We start from the raw sequence: 18,498 nt of genomic DNA, 5'->3' as shown, positions 1-18,498 counted from the left end.
TGTTTCACTCGGTGAAGTCGCGATCTAATCGACTGGGTCGGACCAAGATTTAGGGATGTTGAATTGAGGCAAGCTGGTGGGTTTGTTTCTTTCGCCTTTGCGCCATGCTTTTAGCTGATTAACATAAGTGAGGATGTGCGCTATCGCGACAAAGAGTTGGTTTGGAACCATCTGGTCGATTTGAGTGGTATTGTAAATCGCCCTAGTGAGTGCAGGGCTCTCAACGATTTCAACTTCATGTTTAGCTGCAAGCTCTCTGATGTATAACGCCACATCATCTTGACCTTTCGCGACAACAAACGGTGCTTCAGCTTGGCTCAAGTCATAGATTAGGGCAATGGCGTAACGGGTTGGATTGGTTAATACAACACTCGCTTTTGGCACTCGCTCATTGGCACTTCTCTTGGCATTTTGAGTCTGTATCTGACGGATACGAGCTTTCACTTCAGGCCGCCCTTCTTGTTCTTTGTGCTCATCTTTGACCTCTTGCTTAGTCATTTTCATCTGCTTTGTAAATTCATGTCGTTGATAAGGAAAATCAAACAAGCCAAACAGTAAGACGATTAAAAGAAGGTAGCCCAAGTACTCAATGGTAATGGTCGCGACTGAAAGTACCACGGTATCAAAGTGGGCGCTGACGAGGTTGGTGATCACTGAGATGTAGCTCGATATTACCCAATACAGCAGGGTAAAGAAAAGAGAGACCTTAATAACGTTCTTGAAAAGTTCGACGGTCGATTGGGAGGAAAATATACGCTTTAGTCCTTTAAGTGGACTTATCTTTTCCCACTTGGGAATCAGTAAAGATGGGCTGAATATCCACCCTCCAAGCAGCGTCGAGCCGACGAGTGCGGCAATCATTTGATAAATCAGCAGTGGGAAAAATAGCGTGATCATCGAAAAAAGCGCGGTGCCTACTAACTCGACGATAGCCATTGGCTGGCTGACCGTTTGGCTATCAAACTGAAAGCTTACAAGAAACAGTTCAATGAAAGTCTGTTTAATCATGTCTACATTCAATACATAGTAAGCGACGACGCTGATGAGGGTTATGGAAGAAACGAACTCTTTAGCGCGCGGTACTTGACCCTCTCGCCTAGCTTTAGCGAGCTTATGTTGACTGGGTTGTTCGCTCTTATCTCCGGAATCTTGATGATCAGACATTAGGTAGCCTCAGCATATAGTGCAGGTGCTGGTTCAACTCTAATACCAGATCAAAATAGTGATCGCCGATACCGGTTAGAGACGCCATTAATGCGAATAAGCCAAGTAGCATGGTCATTGGGAAACCAAGAGCAAAGACATTAAGAGACGGCGCCGCTTTGTTCATTAGACCAAACGTAATATTACTTAGTAGCATCACGACGATAGCAGGCACCGCTACCAACAAGCCGGTCGCAAACATCCAAGACACCATTTTTAATACGTATTCAATGCTGTTGAAAGGGAAAGGTGAATTGAGAGGCCAATACTCAAAGCTCTCTTTGAACACAAGTAGCACCACTAAGTGTCCATCCAAAGAGAGGAAAAGCAGCATGGAAGTGATGAACATGATCCTGCCAATGATGGCAATACTGACTCCGTTGGCAGGGTCGTTCATCACAGCCATAGCTAATCCCATTTGCATGGAAATGGCCTGACCCGCAATCGAAAAAATGGTGAAAAATATCATCACCGCAAAACCAATTAAAAAACCAAAGATGAGCTGGTAAAAAGAGAACAGTAGCGTGTCGATGCTGAAAGGGTTAAATGGAGGGACCTCCTTCACTAAGGGGGCGAGAAGCAGAGAAAAAATAAAAGCAAACAGCAGCTTAGCTCTTACCGGAATCGCTTTATCGCCAAAAAATGGGGCGATCAGAAAAAGCCCAGTAAACCGAACAAAAGGCCACCAAAGTACCCCTAGCCATTGGGTGATATCAGTGAAGCTTATTTGCATCATGGCTAGCCAACCTTGCTTGGTATCGTATTAAAGATAAACAAGAATAGGTCGTTGATCTCTTGTAATAGCCAGTGACCCGCAAGAATGATGCATAGCAGAGTCACGAGCAGCCTAGGAAGGAAGCTAAGGGTTTGTTCATTGACTTGAGTGACTGCTTGGAAAATCGCTACTACCAAACCCACGACCAGGCTAGGCACGATAAGAACCGACACCATAAGAATGATCAGCCAGATTGCTTGGCTTACTAGAGTGACGGCTTCTTCCGGGCTCATCCACTTATCCAGAAACTGTTGGCTAAACTACCCATGAGTAAGCCCCAACCATCGACGATGACAAATACCAGCAGTTTAAAAGGCAGAGAGACAATTAAGGGCGACAACATCATCATCCCCATCGACATCAGGACAGACGCCACCACTAAGTCGATGACAAGAAAGGGCAAAAACAACATAAAGCCGATTTGGAAGGCGGCCTTTAGCTCACTCAGCAGATAGGCCGGCAGTAAAACTAAGAAGGGAATATCCTGATCTGACTCTATGGAGGCTTCTCCTGCTATCTTGGAGACTTGTTCGAGTGCCTTACGTTGTGTTTGGTCGAGCATGTAGCGACGTAGTGGCTTTTCTGCGGTGGCTAACGCTTCCATCAAGGTCACTTCGTCGTTTGAGTATGGAATGTAAGCGGTGTCGTAAATCTTGGTCCAAACTGGCCTCATGATCAGCAAAGTGAAAATCAGGGCAATCCCCACAAGCACCTGATTTGGCGGTGTTTGTTGTAGGCCAAGCGCTTGCCTTAAAATGGCCAAAACAATGACAATTCGTGTGAAGCTAGTACACATAATCACGAAAGCTGGAACGAAGCTCAGTAATGTCATCAGGATCAGAATCTGCAATTTAACGCTGTATTCTGTGCCGTCAGATGTGGTGGTTTCACTGAGAATCGTCAGCCCTTCTGCGTGCGATGCGCCCGCAAATAAGGTCAAAGCGAGCGTGAAGAATATTGGTTTAGACATCGTATTCTTTGCGTTACTCAAAGGCTTTACTTACTTGGCTTCTTGATGATGCTCAGTAATCTCACGCCATACTGACCATTCTTGGATACGATTTCCCCTGTGCCGAATGCGGTGCCATTGATTTTGATATCAACAGGGTCTCCTTCATGTTTTTCCAACATCACAACACTGCCTGCCTTTAAGTTCAGTAGCTCGTCTAATATCAATGTCTTGCGTGCAACCTCAACGGTGATATCGACAGGAATACTCTTGAGCAGAGAGATGTTACTGACGTGCTCTTTGTCGGCACCAAGGTCGATGTCGTCGGCAAGATCATCCAGATCTAAATCATCAAGATCTGGCAATTCATCATGCAGGTTTAGGTCGCTCATTGAGCTGTCAATGTTACGTGTCTCTTTGTCGTTAGCCATCGATTTCGACTCCCAGTTCAGAGTTTATGGATTGAAGTTTGCCAAAAAAAGTTGGGTGCCCGTTGACCTTGACTGTTAGGTTTTTGCATAGGGTCATGGGCATAAAATCTCCGGGTTTCAGCTGAGAAAGCTCATGCAGTGTGCACTGCTTGTGAAGCATGACGCACCCTAATTCGACGGGTTGATAACGCAGGTTGTCGAGTATCTCTTCCCGATCAAATGTTTCGTTACTTTCCATCATGTCGCGCAGCTTTTTCACATACTTGTTGTCGATCATGAAGGTCACATCGAGTTGCTGGTCGTCAAACTCAAACGTAATGGTGACGCCAATATCAGAGGGCTGATGGTCGGTGTGCTCAATAGCGTAGTGATTGGCATCGGCAGTCAGCGCGTTGGTGATCGCCATGGTGAACTTTTGAAAAAGCCTTAGGTGGGTTTGGGTTAGCGCAATATCGGGGTTGCTACGCTTAGATTTTTTGAGTGGTAATGGGTTGTTGAGGTGCTTGTGTAGCAGAATATCGGCAGCTTGGGGTGAAATAAAGAAAAAAACATGTCCAAATTCCTCAATATGAAGAACGGTTTTGATGCTGTTTGCTGGTGGTCGGCGCGCTTCTGAAAATGTGGCTTTGACGTGACGGCCCGCAAAGTTAAATTTAAAAATATCAATAATTTCTGTTGAGAAATGGCTTGAATGTCTTAACAGAAACTTACGCATTTTTATGCTCGGATTTCCGAATTCAGTCAATGATAATTTCTTCATGTCAAGTACCAATGGTTGGTTTTTGCGGTCATTCTCAAATTTGACACGCTAATTAATCCTAACTATAGGTTAAAGCAATCTCATTTCAACTTCGGTTGCGAGAGAAAATATAAAAAGATAAAGGCCTACTTCTGATAAGGATTAAGGCCAAACAACGACGAGGCTAGGGCAATGATTCACTTAGACGATGCACTTGGGGTACACCCCAAAATGGTGCAGTTTCGTTTGGACAGAGCGGCAGTATTGAGCTCCAATATTGCTAACGTGGATACGCCTAATTACAAAGCGATGGATCTCAGATTTGAGGCGGTACTCAGTGGTATTGGTCACTCAAAAGACTGGTACATAGGTACGGCGGCTCAATATCGGATTCCTGTGCAAAGAACACGAGATGGCAACACTGTTGAGCTAGAAAACGAGCAAGCTAGGTTCGCGAAAAATGTGATGGATTATCATCAGAGCCTTGCGTTTTTGCAGTCTAAGATCAACGGGATAAAGTCTGCCATCAAAGGACAATAAGTGAATTAGGTAGGGACATCATGGCATTCTTAGGTATCTACGAGACGGCAGGCTCAGCGATGAGTGCACAGACCGTTAGGCTTAATACTATCTCCAGTAATTTGGCGAATGCCGATTCCGTATCTGGTGACCCATCACAAGTCTATAAACCGTTGAAACCGATTTTCTCAGCGGTCTATAACCATTTCAATGCACAGCAAACTCAACAGCAAGGTGTAGTGCCGATTCGCATTGCCGATGTTGTTGAAGTCTCCTCAATGATGGAAGGGCGTTACGAGCCCAACAATCCTCTCTCCAATGACGAAGGGTATGTTTATTACTCTGGCATTAATGTCGTTAACGAAATGGCTGACATGATCTCGGCTACCCGTAGTTTTGAAGCCAGCGTAGAAGTGCTCGGCAACGTAAAGTCGATGCAACAATCATTGATGGGGCTTTGGCGCAGTTAATCCAACTGTTCGCCAATGACCCCAGAGGAACGACACCATGACAACGATATCCGGTGCTGCGCAGGTCAATAATATTGAGTCTGCGTCAACGATGACCCCTCAAGATAATCCGAACAGTGCGAGTGCATTAAAGAATGAGTTCATTACTTTGATGGTGGCTCAGATTGAAAATCAGGATCCACTTAACCCAACTGATGGCACGGAATATGTCGCACAGTTGGCGCAGTTCTCTCAGGTTGAAAGTACGGAAAACCTGGTTCAACTGACGCAAAATAATTCGACAATGCTCGATAACTTACAAGTGCTTAGCACCGCCGCATTGATTGATAAAACGGTGACGGTAAAAAGTGATCGTTTGTCTGCATCGGGTGTTGAGCAGCATACGGGGTACATTGAGTTACAGGCGCCATCGAATACCGTGATGCTCGAGCTAGTCGATTCGCTTGGCAACGTTAAGTCGATGAACCTTGGTCCGTACAGCGCAGGGCGAGTGGATTACACATTAGATGCGCAAGCCATGGGGCTAACCGGTGAGTATCAGATGCGTATCAAATTGGACAGTGGACAAGATTACCAGCCATCGATTTATCAGCATGGCCAGGTGGAACATGTAACGACACCTTTGATAGGTGGCACCAGTCACTTGCAGGTTAAAGGGGTTGGCATGGTCGCGTTTTATGACGTGGCTGCCTTCTCAAATGAGTAAGGCTTTTAATTAGTTAGATAACTTTCGCTACATTTTCGGCTTTGCCGGTTTTTGGTTTGTATTTTTTAGTTCTTTTAAGTAAGTAAGATGGCGGCTGTCGTTCTCCGCTGATGTTCGAATCTACGGAGATAGCCTCTTTAGCGTGAAGAGGAAGACATTATGAGTTTTAGTATTGCACTGAGCGGGCTAAATGCCTCGAACTCGGAGCTGAACACCATTTCCAATAATATTGCTAACGTTTCTACGACGGGCTTTAAAGAGTCGAGAACCGAATTTGCGTCCGTTTACAGTGGCAGTGAAGCTGGCGGTGTTGAAGTGGTGGGGGTTTCGCAAAACTTTGAAAAAAGCGGAACGGTAACAGGAACCGGGCGCTCACTGGATATGGCATTAAGTGGCAATGGCTTCTTTGTGCTTGAAGACAGTAAAGGGCAAACTCTCTATACCCGCTCTGGTATTTTCAACATGAATGCTGATGGGGTGATCACTGCGAACAGCGGTGCGGCCCTACAAGGTTACTCGGTTGATGGTAATAACAATTTATTGCTCGGTTCGGTAGGCACGGTGCAGATAAGTACTGCATCATTGCAGGCTAGGGAAACAGATGCCATTGAGTTTGTTGCCAATCTCGATGCCAGAGAGCAGGTTCCCGCCAGCGCATTTGATTATAGTGATTCATCCACCTACAACCACTCTTATACCACCCCAGTTTATGACTCTTTGGGTAACCCACATACGGTGAGCCAATATTTTGTCAAAGGTGCGTCTAATGATTGGGATGTCCATGTCTTGGTTGATGGTAAAGCGATTGATGGCGCCGATGCCTTAATTCCCGCAGCTTCGCCAACTGCGACGGATACTGCAAACTTTACCTTTAATGCCGATGGCACCATCTCATCGGGCGGTAACTACTCCGTCAGTTTTGATCCTGCCAATGGGGCAAACAGTGTCACTGTGAACATCGATCTATCCGCAGTCACCCAGTTTGGTAGTGACTTTGTTGTTTCCAAAAATAGCCCAAATGGTTACACCTCAGGTGATTATGCCAGTGTGCGAATGGAAAACGATGGCCGTATCTTTGCCACCTACACCAATGGTCAGTCTCAACTGCAAGGTCAGGTTGTGCTTGCCGACTTTGCTTCACCTCAAAACATGATCAAAACCAGTGATACCGCTTGGTTACAAAGCTTTAGTTCTGGCACGCCTGTTCTGGGTACTGCGGGCAGTGGTGTGTTCGGGGATTTGACTTCCGGTGCGCTCGAAGGCTCCAACGTCGATCTGACGTCTGAACTGGTGGCCTTGATGACGGCTCAGCGTAACTATCAAGCCAATACCAAGTCGATATCGACATCGGATCAACTGACACAAGCCTTGTTCAACGTGGTGTAGCACTATGAATCCGATTCTATTTAGTGCAGCGAAAGGTGCTGAGCGAACCATGCTCGCTCAGCACGTACGCGCGAATAATTTGTCCCATGCGGACACCGTTGGTTTTAAAGCCTTGATGGAGCACTCAACACCAATGCGCCTTGAAGGTTCAGGCTTTCTTACTTCCGTTACCTCCAGAACCAACTCTTCGATCAATAACTTTGCCCAAGGTGAAGATATACGCACCGAGCGACCACTGGATGTAGCTATCAATGGTGACGGCTTTATTACGCTCGAAGGGTTAGAAGATGAACCTGCCGAGCTCTATACGCGGGCGGGCAATTTTCGATTGGATGGTAATGGTCAACTCTATCTTGGTGAGCGTCGAGTGATGTCGACTGATGGCCCCATGGTGTTGCCAGACTTTGAGTTTGTGTCGATGAGTTCGAATGGATTGTTGTCGATTACCCCGATTGGTGGTGAGGCGTCGCTAGAGGTTGGCGCGCTTAAATTGGTTAAGCCCGAGAACGAACAGATGACGATGCATGCGAGTGGTCACTTTGTTCCTAAAGGCGGTCAGGTTCTGGCTGAAGACTTTAGCGTTCAGGTTCGTTCTGGTTATTTAGAGGCGAGTAACGTCTCCAGTTTAGAAGAGCTCGTCAGCATTATGTCGCTGACTCGACAATACGAAATGCAAATTGAAGTGATGGCATCAGCGGATGAAATCGCTCAGATAGGCAATAAGCTTCTCAAAGCTTAAGGAAGGGAATTATGCACAGTGCCTTATGGATATCCAAAACAGGGATGGCCGCACAGGATGCAAAAATGACGGCGATTTCGAACAACCTTGCCAATATCAATACGGTGGGTTTTAAGCGAGACCGAGTGGTGTTCGAAGATCTTTTTTACAGTGTTGATAAGCAAGCAGGTACCGAAACCACAGAGCTTAATGAACATCCAACGGGGATTCAGCTCGGTAATGGTGTTCGAGTGGTCGGCACCGAGAAAGTGTTTACTCAAGGGAATATCCAGAATACCAACCAACAATTTGATCTGGCTATTCTAGGTGATGGTTTCTTTCAAATTGAGAACTCAGATGGCGAGCTGCTCTATACCCGAAATGGTCAGTTTCAAACCAACTCTGATGGCCAGCTAGTTAATACCCAAGGTTATCCTCTGATCCCTGAAGTCGTCATTCCTCCAGAAGCAACTCTGGTCAGTATTACTGCTGATGGTGTGGTCAGCGCTACGATACCGGGCCAAGTGAATCCTGAAGATCTAGGGCAAATCACCATAGTGAAATTCATGAACCCTGCAGGGCTCTCTGCTCAAGGGGGAAACTTATTTATTGAAACGGAAGGCTCGGGTGAAGCGGTCGAGCTCGTCGCAGGAACAGAAGGTTCAGGCCAGTTAAAACAAGGGGCACTTGAAGGATCGAATGTACAGGTGGTGGAAGAAATGGTTGATATGATCGCCACCCAACGCGCTTATGAGATGAGCGCCAAGATGGTCAGCGCAGCCGATGAGATGCTGCAGTACATCGCGCAGCAATCATAGCTCTTGCTTTAACGAGCGAATAACGATGGTTGCTAGGGAGATCTGACATGGAAAAGCCAATTAAGCCAAGGTTGGGTAAGCCGTATGCAATCGGTGCGATTTATTATCTCGCCGTAGTTACCTTGCTGGTGGTGATGGTGGCGGGTTGTGCTGGTCGCCAAGACGATTTTATTCCACCATCGCCAAATGATGAAGCGTATGCACCGCCCGAGCTGGACTATCAAGTGACCAGAGTCAGTAAAGGTAGCCTCTATACGGGAACGACTTCGATGACCTTGTTCCAAGATCGAAGAGCGTACCGTGTGGGCGATATTTTAACGGTGTTGTTGGATGAAAAAACAGAGTCAGATAAGAGTGCTTCAACCCAATATGGCAAAGATTCCAGCGCTAACATCACCGCGCCTACATTGGGCAACAAGACCTTTGAAGACGTGAGCGCTTCTGTTGATGCCACGCGAGATTTTGATGGCGCAGCTGCCTCGAAACAAGGTAACAGCTTATCGGGTTCTATTACTGTCACCGTGTACAACGTCTTGCCCAATGGTGTGCTTAGAGTAAGAGGAGAGAAGTGGCTCAAGCTTAACCAAGGAGATGAATACATTCGTCTGACTGGCAATGTACGGGTCGATGATATTCAGGCAGACAACACACTCTCTTCCCAGCGAATTGCCGATGCAAGAATTACTTATGCTGGCCGCGGCTCGTTTGCTGATACCAACACTGCTGGTTGGTTGACACAGTTCTTCAATTCGCCATGGATGCCATTCTAATGAGTGCCCTAATTCGCTTCTACTTAACCTCATTGGCGCTGCCTTGGTGTTTGCTTGGGTTTATCTCTTCGGCAGATGCGGCACGACCAATTGCAGAAGTCGCCGAGGTGTATGGCGATAGACAAAACCAACTTATTGGCTATGGGTTAGTTGTGGGTTTGGACGGGTCTGGCGATAAATCGCAAGTGAAGTTCACGCAACAATCGGTAGTTAACATGATCAAACAATTTGGGGTGCAACTGGATGATTCCACTAACCCTAAGCTGAAAAATGTCGCTGCCGTTAGTGTCACAGCCATGGTGGAACCTCACCAAGGTGCAGGTCAAACCCTGACTGTGACGGTGTCTTCATTGGGGGATGCAAAAAGCTTGCGCGGAGGCACCTTATTGCTCACTCCACTACGAGGTATTGATGGCGAAGTGTACGCCATAGCACAAGGCAGTCTTGTGGTTGGTGGCTTCAATGCCACTGGTGAAAACGGAACCAGCATTACAAGAAACACTCCGACCGTCGGGCGTATTCCCAATGGTGCGACCTTAGAACGTGAGGTATCGACCGGTGCTGATTTAGAGCCAACGATACGCTTGCAGCTCAAACAACCGAATTACGAAACCGCGCTTAATGTTTCCAAAGCCATTAATAAGATGTTTGGCGGTCAGGTAGCGAAAGCGCTCAATAAAGGTCAGATCCAAGTCTCTGCCCCGCTTGATAGCGAAGACCGAGTGATGTTCGTTGCCATGATTCAAGAACTTGAGGTTGAAGAGGGCCGCCGATTGCCTAAGGTGGTGTTCAACTCTCGCACCGGAACAGTGGTGATCAGCCAGAATGTGACGGTGTCTGAAGCGGCGGTCAGCCAAGGTGGGATCACCGTGACAATACTGGAATCTCAATCCGTTTCTCAGCCCGGTGGTGCTTTCAATACTGCTGGGGAAACCGCAATTATTCAGAACTCACAAGTGAGTGTGGATGAAGAAGATGGGACCACTATGATTTGGCCGAGAGGGACCAATCTGCAAGAGATCGTTGATGCGATTAACAACATTGGAGCGACGCCGGAAGCGCTGATGCAGATCTTGCAGGCACTCGATGAGGTGGGTGCCATTAACGGGGACTTGGTGGTGATTTAATGACGAATCTAACGGCTGTGACTCACGCGGCGCTTGAACCAATATCAAGTCATTATGCGGCGCCAATACTGGATAGTCCCAAAATGGCGGCGTCGGTCAAACAGGCTGAATATTCACAGCCATTTGAAAGATTAATGATGGACAGAGCGCCTGAAACAGGACACATGGCGAAAGCCAGCTCTGGTTCGAGCCAAGCAATGACCAACTTTTACTTGGACAACAACGCGCTTGCTAAATTAAAGCATGACAATTCTGCTTCAGGATTATTGGCGGCTTCACAGCAGTTTGAGGCGTTGTTTTTACAACAAATGCTGACCCGAATGCGCTCTGCCAGCCAAGCGCTTAGTGACAAAGATAATCCGTTGTCGATGAAATCAGACGATATGTTTCAGGGCATGCTAGATGCTCAACTTGCACAGCGAATCAGCCGTCAATCGTCGTTCGGATTAGCCGAGATGATTTTTAAACAGTTGTCATCACAAGTTATGGGCCGACCTTTTGATAAGGAGAATCAGTAATGGGTATGACCAACATCGGGTTAAGTGGCGCGCTCGCCAACCGGGTAGCGCTCAATACGACGGCGCAAAATACCGCTAATGTGAATACTCCGGGGTATAGCCGTCAAATAGTGACCATGGAAGCCAGTTTATCGGGCAATGCCGTAAATGGTATTAATTTAGGATCTGGTGTTGAGGTGAGCGATATCCTGCGCATTGCCGATCAATCGTCTATCAATCGATTAAGAGAAGCGACGGAATCTGCCCAATTTAGCCAGAGCTACTTCAATGGTCTCTCCAATTTGGAAAACTTATTGGGGGCGGATGGGCTGAGCCTGACACAGGGGATGAACGGATTTTTTGCTGCCATTGATGAGGCCAGTGTGACCCCCGAAAGTGTTGCTTTTCGCCAGCAAGTACTGACCAATGCTGACGCTTTGGCGCAACAGTTTAACTCTGTATCTGCCCAGTTGAGCCAGCAAGAAGCCGCGCAAAGTGAGCGCTATGGTGCTCTGGTTACCCATGTGAATAGTCAATTAGAAAGCATCGCTTCTCTAAACCAAAAGCTCCAAGAAGATGCGCTGCTAGGCAAGAACGTTGGTGGTTTACAAGATGCGATGGATAAACACCTCAATGAACTCTCTAAGTCTCTCGATGTTCAGGTGATCTACACCAATGGCGGCGTCGAACTTTCTACACCAAACGGCCAACCTCTAGTGATTGGTGGCTATGCCGCATCGCTTGCGCGAGACCTATCCAGTGGCGACCCTTACAGCACGGATTTGAATATCACCTTTCAGTCAATGACAACGCCTGTTGATGCTTCATTAGGTGGAGAGTTAGGAGCGCTCGAAGCACTAAAAACGAATCAATATGAACCCATCAAAACACTGCTAGCAGATCTTGCCAAAGGCTTGGCCGACGGTGTGAACTCGGCATTAAATTCTGGGTTTGACCTCAATAGTGTGGCGGGTCAGAACTTGTTTACTTACACCCCAGGCAGTGAAGCCCTATCTTTGGCGATTGATCCTAGCCTCACGGCACAAGACTTAGCCTTTTCATCGAGTGCAACGCTTGCCGGAAATGGCGATGTGTTGAAAGACCTATCGATGCTGTCACAAACACCATTAACCAATGGTTCTGTGGTGGGAGAAACACCCTACAGCGCTTACTCAGGGCTACTCGGTGATATCGGTATTTTCACTCGCCAGGCACAGAGCGAAGCAACGGCAGCTCAAGTGAGCATGGAAGACGCACAAGTGGCGAGAGACAGTGTCAGTGCGGTTAATTCCGATGAAGAGGCCGCCAACATGCTGCTGTACCTCAACGCTTATGAGGCCAATATGAAAATTATTAGCACGGCCAATCAGATGTTCCAGACCTTGCTAAGAGCATTCTAGGAGAAAAGTGATGCGTGTAACGGACTCCCAATTTAACGCGGTGATGCAGCGTTCATTAATGGACAACAACATCCGCTTGAACAAAGTTTTTGAGCAAATGTCGACTGGGCTGAGGATCAATCATTTATCCGACGACCCAATTGCCGCAGTGCGCCTTGAGGGATTAAAAAAGACAGTCTCTGATAATCAGCAGTACCAGCGAAATATCGAAAATGTGCAGTCACAACTGACGCGCTACGAAACTAACGTCAACACGCTGGAGTCGCTCTCCCAACAAGTGAATGAACTGCTTCTACAAGGGAAAAACGGCACTCTTGATGCGGAAAGTCGGGCGGGAATCGTGCTCGAACTTAAGTCACTTAAAACGGAAATGTTGAACACATTGAACCAAGCCAATGATGGCAGTTATCTCTTTTCAGGTACCGATATCAGCAATCCAGCAATCGATACTGCACCGCCTTATACCTTAAATCCCAATTCAGATTATCGCGAAACTAAGGTGGGTGATAATCAGTACGTGCCGAGTAACTTAACCATCACCGACACCATAGGTAGCAGTGCAATTTTTACTGACTTAGACAATGCGATAGCAGAGTTGGAGTTAGCAACCGGGGGATTTACAACAGCTTTGGATAACGCGCTCAATACCAACCAAGCGCTTCATCAAGACTTGTTGGTTTCATTAACCGACATCGGGAGTCAATACAACGCATTAGAAAGGCTAAAAGAGACCAGCATCGATATGGTGTTCTTTGCAGAAACGGTTCGCTCTGAGCTAGAGGAACTCGATTATGCAGAGGCATCCGTTGAACTTAACCAAGGCATGATCGCGCTAGAAGCGACGCAAAAAACCTTTGCGCGTGTTGCCGGAATTTCACTATTTGACCTGTTATGAATAAGTACTTTTGGGAGAGCGCTAGCTTAGACATTTCTTCTGCTTTTCGACGTCGACTTGGCAAGGTGCTGAGTGCATGTTTAATAAGCTGGGGAGTAATGTCGTCTCCGGTTTTGGCGCAGCGCTACATTGTTCCCTTCGATAGCGTCGAGTGGCGGTTTTCTGAGTCTGTTGATATGTGTGAACTGAACTCTTTCGACCCCCACACTGGCTTTTCAGTGCAATTCATTTTGTTGGCAGCAAGCCCGATGAAAGTCAGAGTGGAAAAGCGAGGTGTGCGCTCGCTTCCGACCTCAACGTCATTCAATACCACTGAGCCGGTATGGGGAACGTCCCAGTCTTACACCACAACCACCATTGAAAGAGTCAACAAGCAAGGGGCGGCGCTGGTGACTGATGATGGCGCCACCTTGATGTTGGATGATATGGCGAGTGGCGCTTGGTTTAACGTCAATGCGATGGACTTTGATGTCTATTTCCCAACCACCAACTTTAAGCCAGCTTTAGAACAATTCAATGAATGTCGTTATGGCTTGCCGCCGGTTAATTTCCAACATGCACGTCGAGTCGAACTGCGCTTTCAACAGGGTGCGGTGGCCCTCACCGAAGGGCAGAAACGCACCATTAACGACATCAGTACCTTGGTTAAACGAGACTCGAGAATCATTAAAATTCTGATTGATGGGTACACCGATAACTCCGGTGATTCTGTCGCTAATCTACAACTTTCGAAGCAGAGAGGATCGGACGTTGCGCAGTGGTTCATGGGCAATGGCGTGTCAAAGCAAATGATTGAGATACGTGGCCATGGTGATCGTTATCCCAAGTACGACAACACGACTCAGCAAGGCCGGGATAAGAATCGTCGCGTAGAAATTCGGTTAGTACGCAAGTGATGCAACCGCGAGGGTAAATAATGGAAAAGATGACTGCAGTCCAAATGCAACAAGCCATGTTAGGGAAGATAGAGCAGCAGCAAGAGGTTGCCAGTAATCCATTCTCTAACCAAGCTGTCACTGGAAACATGTTGAGAGGCATCACGCATGACAATCTCGCGGTAAATCCGGTATCGGACAGTTCACTGGCGTTCAGCAACACCTTGAAAAGTGTGCTCGATACTGTGGATAGATACCAGTCTCATGCATCTGAAAAAATCACCGCTGTTGAGTTAGGAAAAAGCGATGATTTATTGGGAGCAACGGTCGCATCTCAGAAAGCCCAGCTCTCATTCAATGCATTAATGCAAGTGCGCAACAAGATGGTGTCTAACTTCCAAGACATCATAAAAATGCCAATTTAGGCTAGGGATTAGCGATGGCAGGAGAAGCAGATACTCAACCCGCGTTGACCAACAATATGGGAGCAGCTAAAGAGAAGCTCACGGAAGCCTCTGGTTGGCTCACCATGTTTTGGCAGAGTTCACAGCGCAACGTCATTATCATCACTATTTTTGCGACGATCACAGCGGCGATCATCGTGATTATGTTGTGGACGTCATCGGAAAGGTTTAGACCTCTCTATAGTAAATCGGCGAACTTCGACTCTAGCCAAGTGCTGCATATGTTGGACGAGGAATCAATACGTTACCAACTGAGTCAGGACGATGGACAAATACTGGTTCCCGAAGGCGATGTCGCCAAGATCCGGATGATATTGGCGTCGAAAGGCTTAAAAGAACAATTGCCGAGTGGTTTTGATTCACTGGATAGCTCAAAGAGCCTTGGTGAAAGTCAGTTTATGGAAAACGCTCGTTATCGCCATGCTTTAGAGGGCGAGCTAGCACGCAGTATCACCACCATGAGCGCCGTGAGCTTAGCTCGTGTTCATTTAGCGATACCCAAAGAAAGCCTGTTTATGCGCGATGATGCTGAGCAGCCGAGAGCCTCTGTGATTGTTCATATTATCAATGGAATGGACCTCAAGCCGACGCAGGTTGAGTCAATCATTAACTTGGTGTCTGGTGCGGTGATAGGGCTTAAATCGGAACATGTGCGAGTAGTCGATCAACACGGTCGTTTGTTATCGAATGACGCGACGGTTGGGGACATTACCGTGACGACAGGCAAGCAATCCGATTACAAACGTAACCTTGAAAAAACCTTGGTTGCTCAAGCGACCGATATGCTGACTCCGATCCTCGGTGCGGCTAATTTTCGAGTGCAAATTGCCAGTGATATTGATTTCTCTAAGGTGGAAGAAACAGAAGAGATCTACGCTGATCCCGTGGTCCGAAAAGAGACCTTACTGAGTGACATGAACGAGTCTTCGATGGCGCTCGGTATTCCGGGGGCATTGAGTAACACCCCCCCCGTGACCGATGGAGAGCCTCAACCAGAGCCCAACGCCAAGGTTAATCGAAGTGAAACATCGCGTGATTATGCGGTGAGCGGCAAGGTTCGCCATACTCAGCACCAGCAAGGTGTATTGCAAAACCTATCAGTCTCTATTGTGGTCAACGATTTAGCGAACCCCAATCAAACTTGGACACCTGAAGAGCTTACTAATGTTGAGAATGTGGTTCGTTCAGCAATAGGCTTTAATACCGAGCGCGGCGACAGTATTCATACCACTCACTTCCCTTTTGTGATTGCCGGCATTCCAGAGCAAGCCCCGGTCGCTTGGTTTGAGAACACGCATATTATGCAGCCTCTTAAATATCTACTTGGTGTGATGCTCAGTGGTTTGATGATCATGGTGGTGCTGAGACCTCTTGCTCAATATCTCACTAAGTCAGCGGAGCAAGAAGAGTTGGAAGCGGAAAGCATGGAATACGATGACGTCATTACCAAAGAGGAGCGTGCCGCTGATGCTGCATTGCAATCTAAACTGGAATCGTTAGGTATTGATGCAACCGGCATTAAAGCGCTCGATGACAATTTGCCATCTGCAGATAGCCCACTCGAAGTTCAAATTAAACACCTCAAGCTCATCGCAAAAGAGGATCCGAATAGGGTGGCTGAAATTTTACGTACTTGGATACAAGCATAACGAACCAAATAAAAGTCAGTAGGAGAAGGTGCATGGATGGCAAACAAACCTATCAATCAGTGGACGGCGTTGCGATGTTGGTGCTAACGATGGGAGAAGACATCGGTTCTGAGGTACTCAAAGGCTTCACCCACGAAGAGATAAAACAGATCACGCACGCCATGAGCAAGATGAAGGACATTAAAGCTAAGGATGCTTTGGTCTCTTTGTCGGGTTTTTTTGATGATTTTCGTAAGCACTCCGGGATTCTCGGCGGGACACGACAATACATCACCAATGTGTTGGAAAAGACGTTAAACGGTAATTTAGCGAGAGATCTTGTATCGGAGATCTATGGTGACGAGATCCGCTCACATGCTGAAAAGTTGGCGTGGATTCCTCCGGAGCTCTTGGTTAATGACCTTAAAAAAGAGCACATCAACCTGCAAGCGCTGTTGATTGCCCACCTCCCTTTGGAATACAGCAGCCGTGTCATGGATGAATATGAGGAAGAAGAGTGCCATGCGTTAATTCTGCAAATATCTAAGACGCAGGTACTCACCTCTGGTCTGATGGAGACACTCAAAGACCTTATCGATCGCTGCAAAATCAATTATCACAGTGGCGGGTCTGCCAGCTTGCAAGGTTCGAAAGTTGTCGCGAACCTCATCAACCGTTATTCCGGTGACAAAAGCAATTTATTCCAATTCCTTCATGATCAAGACGCTGAAGCCGCAGAGCTGGTGGAAGAGGCGATGTTTGATTTCTTTACCCTATTTAATCAAGACCTAGAGACCATCAACCTGATTAATGAAAGAGTCAGCCTAGAGCAATGGGCTTATGCTCTGAAAGGTACCAATAAAGATTGCCGTCTTTACATCATTAACTCCATGCCGCAACGGGTATCGACAGAGCTCAAAGAAAACTTGGTGCGCATTGGCGCGGTGCCGGTCAGCCAGGTTGAGCAAGCACGTAAAGATATCATTGAAATCGTCAAACAAATGCAATCGGAAGAGATCATCAAGCTGAACTTTGCTAACGAGCCAAGGTTGACCTAATTGGAGAGGTAGTATGAAACTCACGGGTATTACGCAGCGCAAGAATCAGGTGAATCCGACAACGACAGGAAAGATCAAGAAGCCAGAAAAGCTGACCAGCAACAAGCCGAATAATGCACTCATTAGACAGCAAATGGTGCAAATGAACTTGCAAGAAAGACCTAAGCTGATTGCTGAAGTCGCAGACTCTCACAAAATGTACAGCAGGCTCATGATGGCTGGGGAAGTGCTACGAACCGTGGCGAGTGAATTGATTAAGTTGCGCCAATTGGCAGAGCTGAATCAATACAGCCCTGAGCAAGCTAACCACATCGATGTGATTAAGAAAAAACTGGTGTTTTGGAGTCAGAAACGGTTGTTTGGTGACTATGTGGTGGATTCAAGTTTTGCGCCGATTCAAGGCGATAACCCTTTTATCGAGTTCACGGTTCCAGGGCTCGACTTACAGCGAGAGCGGTTTCGTGATGAAGTTGTCTCTCTGTACATCAATAACCGATTGATACCGTTGGCGTTTGAACGCTCTGAAGACAGAGAGGTATTGTTAGAACAATTCAAGATGATGTTTGCTTATGCGCATTTGCAGCTCAGAATTAATGCACAACAAGAGTTCGTGATCGGCATTCGAGACCAACAATGGCGATTGTGGGATGGGCAGGTCTTTGTTTCGGGCCAAGGTGGTCGCTATGCTGAAGGACCACCGATTGCGGTACAGGCTCAAGCTCGCTATCCGGTGTTGGACGACATCAGTCGCTTGTTGGTCAATGAGCCGGGTTCGAATCAACAAATCGATGCTTTACTTGAACGGGTCAATAAACTGTATTTGGCATTATCGAAGATGTTGAAAATGAAAAGGCAAAAAGCTGACCAGCTTATCGCGTTTTGTTCACACCCAGAGTTGCACAAATTAGGCAGTTTTAAACATCAGTTAGTGAGTAATCCAGAGTTGTCGCTGAAGTCAATTCATCGCGGCTTTAGCGGGCCAACCAGAGACAATGTAATCAAACTATTGAGAAAAAGGTGAAACAGAGACGAAATACTGCCGTTATAGTTAATTAGTAGTGCAGCAAAAT

At 47.0% G+C, this 18,498-nt stretch carries 22 protein-coding genes; 16 read left to right on the top strand and 6 right to left on the bottom strand.

Translation table 11 applies throughout. The annotated features are described in order from the left end of the window. Window positions 1-24 precede the first annotated feature (24 nt). The 6 genes from flhB to F0228_RS04810 are packed head-to-tail and all read right to left on the bottom strand — an operon-like array spanning window position 25 to window position 4,118. On the bottom strand, window positions 25-1,164 hold the full coding sequence (flhB, locus tag F0228_RS04835) for a flagellar biosynthesis protein FlhB (protein ID WP_171761950.1): 1,140 nt from the start codon (window positions 1,162-1,164) through the stop codon (window positions 25-27). Next, a complete protein-coding gene (fliR, locus tag F0228_RS04830) occupies window positions 1,157-1,939 on the bottom strand; it encodes a flagellar biosynthetic protein FliR (protein ID WP_061031939.1) in 783 nt (260 codons plus the stop codon). The genes flhB and fliR overlap by 8 nt, the downstream gene beginning before the upstream one ends. 2 nt (window positions 1,940-1,941) lie before the next feature. Next, window positions 1,942-2,211 (bottom strand): flagellar biosynthesis protein FliQ, encoded by a 270-nt coding sequence (gene fliQ, locus F0228_RS04825; protein ID WP_008218029.1) that lies wholly within the window; start codon window positions 2,209-2,211, stop codon window positions 1,942-1,944. Beyond that, window positions 2,208-2,948, bottom strand: a complete 741-nt coding sequence (gene fliP / locus F0228_RS04820; RefSeq protein ID WP_171761949.1) for a flagellar type III secretion system pore protein FliP — start codon at window positions 2,946-2,948, stop codon at window positions 2,208-2,210. Before fliP ends, fliQ begins: the two co-directional genes overlap by 4 nt. Window positions 2,949-2,974: 26 nt before the next feature. Next, on the bottom strand, window positions 2,975-3,358 hold the full coding sequence (locus F0228_RS04815) for a FliM/FliN family flagellar motor switch protein (RefSeq protein ID WP_008218033.1): 384 nt from the start codon (window positions 3,356-3,358) through the stop codon (window positions 2,975-2,977). Continuing rightward, the gene (locus F0228_RS04810) at window positions 3,351-4,118 is read right to left on the bottom strand and encodes a FliM/FliN family flagellar motor C-terminal domain-containing protein (RefSeq protein ID WP_061031941.1); all 768 of its coding nucleotides are present in this window, start codon (window positions 4,116-4,118) and stop codon (window positions 3,351-3,353) included. Before F0228_RS04810 ends, F0228_RS04815 begins: the two co-directional genes overlap by 8 nt. Before the next feature lie 171 nt (window positions 4,119-4,289). Between F0228_RS04810 and F0228_RS04805 the strand changes: the two genes are divergently transcribed. From F0228_RS04805 to F0228_RS04730, 16 genes are all read left to right on the top strand, one after another. Then, window positions 4,290-4,637, top strand: a complete 348-nt coding sequence (locus F0228_RS04805; protein ID WP_008223413.1) for a flagellar basal body protein — start codon at window positions 4,290-4,292, stop codon at window positions 4,635-4,637. 20 nt (window positions 4,638-4,657) lie between these two features. Next, window positions 4,658-5,086, top strand: a complete 429-nt coding sequence (gene flgC, locus F0228_RS04800; RefSeq protein ID WP_008223411.1) for a flagellar basal body rod protein FlgC — start codon at window positions 4,658-4,660, stop codon at window positions 5,084-5,086. Window positions 5,087-5,123: 37 nt separating this feature from the next. Further along, on the top strand, window positions 5,124-5,792 hold the full coding sequence (locus tag F0228_RS04795; RefSeq protein WP_171761948.1) for a flagellar hook capping FlgD N-terminal domain-containing protein: 669 nt from the start codon (window positions 5,124-5,126) through the stop codon (window positions 5,790-5,792). A 159-nt stretch (window positions 5,793-5,951) separates the two neighbouring features. After that, entirely contained in the window at window positions 5,952-7,178 is a 1,227-nt protein-coding gene (flgE, locus tag F0228_RS04790; RefSeq protein WP_061031943.1) for a flagellar hook protein FlgE, read from the top strand. Window positions 7,179-7,182: 4 nt separating this feature from the next. Beyond that, window positions 7,183-7,917 (top strand): flagellar hook-basal body complex protein, encoded by a 735-nt coding sequence (locus tag F0228_RS04785; protein WP_105058600.1) that lies wholly within the window; start codon window positions 7,183-7,185, stop codon window positions 7,915-7,917. An 11-nt stretch (window positions 7,918-7,928) separates the two neighbouring features. Next, a complete protein-coding gene (gene flgG, locus F0228_RS04780; RefSeq protein WP_102423980.1) occupies window positions 7,929-8,714 on the top strand; it encodes a flagellar basal-body rod protein FlgG in 786 nt (261 codons plus the stop codon). A 47-nt stretch (window positions 8,715-8,761) separates the two neighbouring features. Beyond that, window positions 8,762-9,484 (top strand): flagellar basal body L-ring protein FlgH, encoded by a 723-nt coding sequence (gene flgH, locus F0228_RS04775; protein ID WP_081090314.1) that lies wholly within the window; start codon window positions 8,762-8,764, stop codon window positions 9,482-9,484. After that, window positions 9,484-10,611 (top strand): flagellar basal body P-ring protein FlgI, encoded by a 1,128-nt coding sequence (locus F0228_RS04770; protein ID WP_171730271.1) that lies wholly within the window; start codon window positions 9,484-9,486, stop codon window positions 10,609-10,611. The genes flgH and F0228_RS04770 overlap by 1 nt, the downstream gene beginning before the upstream one ends. Continuing rightward, on the top strand, window positions 10,611-11,129 hold the full coding sequence (locus F0228_RS04765) for a rod-binding protein (RefSeq protein ID WP_105058597.1): 519 nt from the start codon (window positions 10,611-10,613) through the stop codon (window positions 11,127-11,129). Before F0228_RS04770 ends, F0228_RS04765 begins: the two co-directional genes overlap by 1 nt. Then, on the top strand, window positions 11,129-12,508 hold the full coding sequence (gene flgK, locus F0228_RS04760) for a flagellar hook-associated protein FlgK (protein WP_116871140.1): 1,380 nt from the start codon (window positions 11,129-11,131) through the stop codon (window positions 12,506-12,508). Before F0228_RS04765 ends, flgK begins: the two co-directional genes overlap by 1 nt. 10 nt (window positions 12,509-12,518) lie before the next feature. Then, window positions 12,519-13,403, top strand: coding sequence for a flagellar hook-associated protein FlgL (gene flgL / locus F0228_RS04755; RefSeq protein ID WP_061031948.1), 885 nt, complete (start codon window positions 12,519-12,521; stop codon window positions 13,401-13,403). After that, window positions 13,400-14,299: an OmpA family protein gene (locus F0228_RS04750; RefSeq protein WP_171730270.1), complete on the top strand. Its 900-nt coding sequence runs from the start codon at window positions 13,400-13,402 to the stop codon at window positions 14,297-14,299. Before flgL ends, F0228_RS04750 begins: the two co-directional genes overlap by 4 nt. A 128-nt stretch (window positions 14,300-14,427) precedes the next feature. After that, window positions 14,428-14,703, top strand: a complete 276-nt coding sequence (gene fliE, locus F0228_RS04745; protein WP_244268250.1) for a flagellar hook-basal body complex protein FliE — start codon at window positions 14,428-14,430, stop codon at window positions 14,701-14,703. Between the two features lie 14 nt (window positions 14,704-14,717). Continuing rightward, on the top strand, window positions 14,718-16,391 hold the full coding sequence (gene fliF, locus F0228_RS04740; RefSeq protein WP_061031951.1) for a flagellar basal-body MS-ring/collar protein FliF: 1,674 nt from the start codon (window positions 14,718-14,720) through the stop codon (window positions 16,389-16,391). A 32-nt stretch (window positions 16,392-16,423) separates the two neighbouring features. Beyond that, window positions 16,424-17,428, top strand: coding sequence for a FliG C-terminal domain-containing protein (locus F0228_RS04735; protein WP_061031952.1), 1,005 nt, complete (start codon window positions 16,424-16,426; stop codon window positions 17,426-17,428). A 13-nt stretch (window positions 17,429-17,441) separates the two neighbouring features. Then, on the top strand, window positions 17,442-18,449 hold the full coding sequence (locus tag F0228_RS04730) for a hypothetical protein (protein WP_171730269.1): 1,008 nt from the start codon (window positions 17,442-17,444) through the stop codon (window positions 18,447-18,449). Window positions 18,450-18,498 lie beyond the last annotated feature (49 nt).

It is taken from the genome of Vibrio sp. 99K-1, assembly GCF_013114585.1.
In the GTDB taxonomy this organism is placed as follows: Bacteria; Pseudomonadota; Gammaproteobacteria; order Enterobacterales; family Vibrionaceae; genus Vibrio; species Vibrio chagasii_B.
Note: the sequence above shows the minus strand (reverse complement) of the source record. Positions and strands in the feature narration are given on the sequence as shown.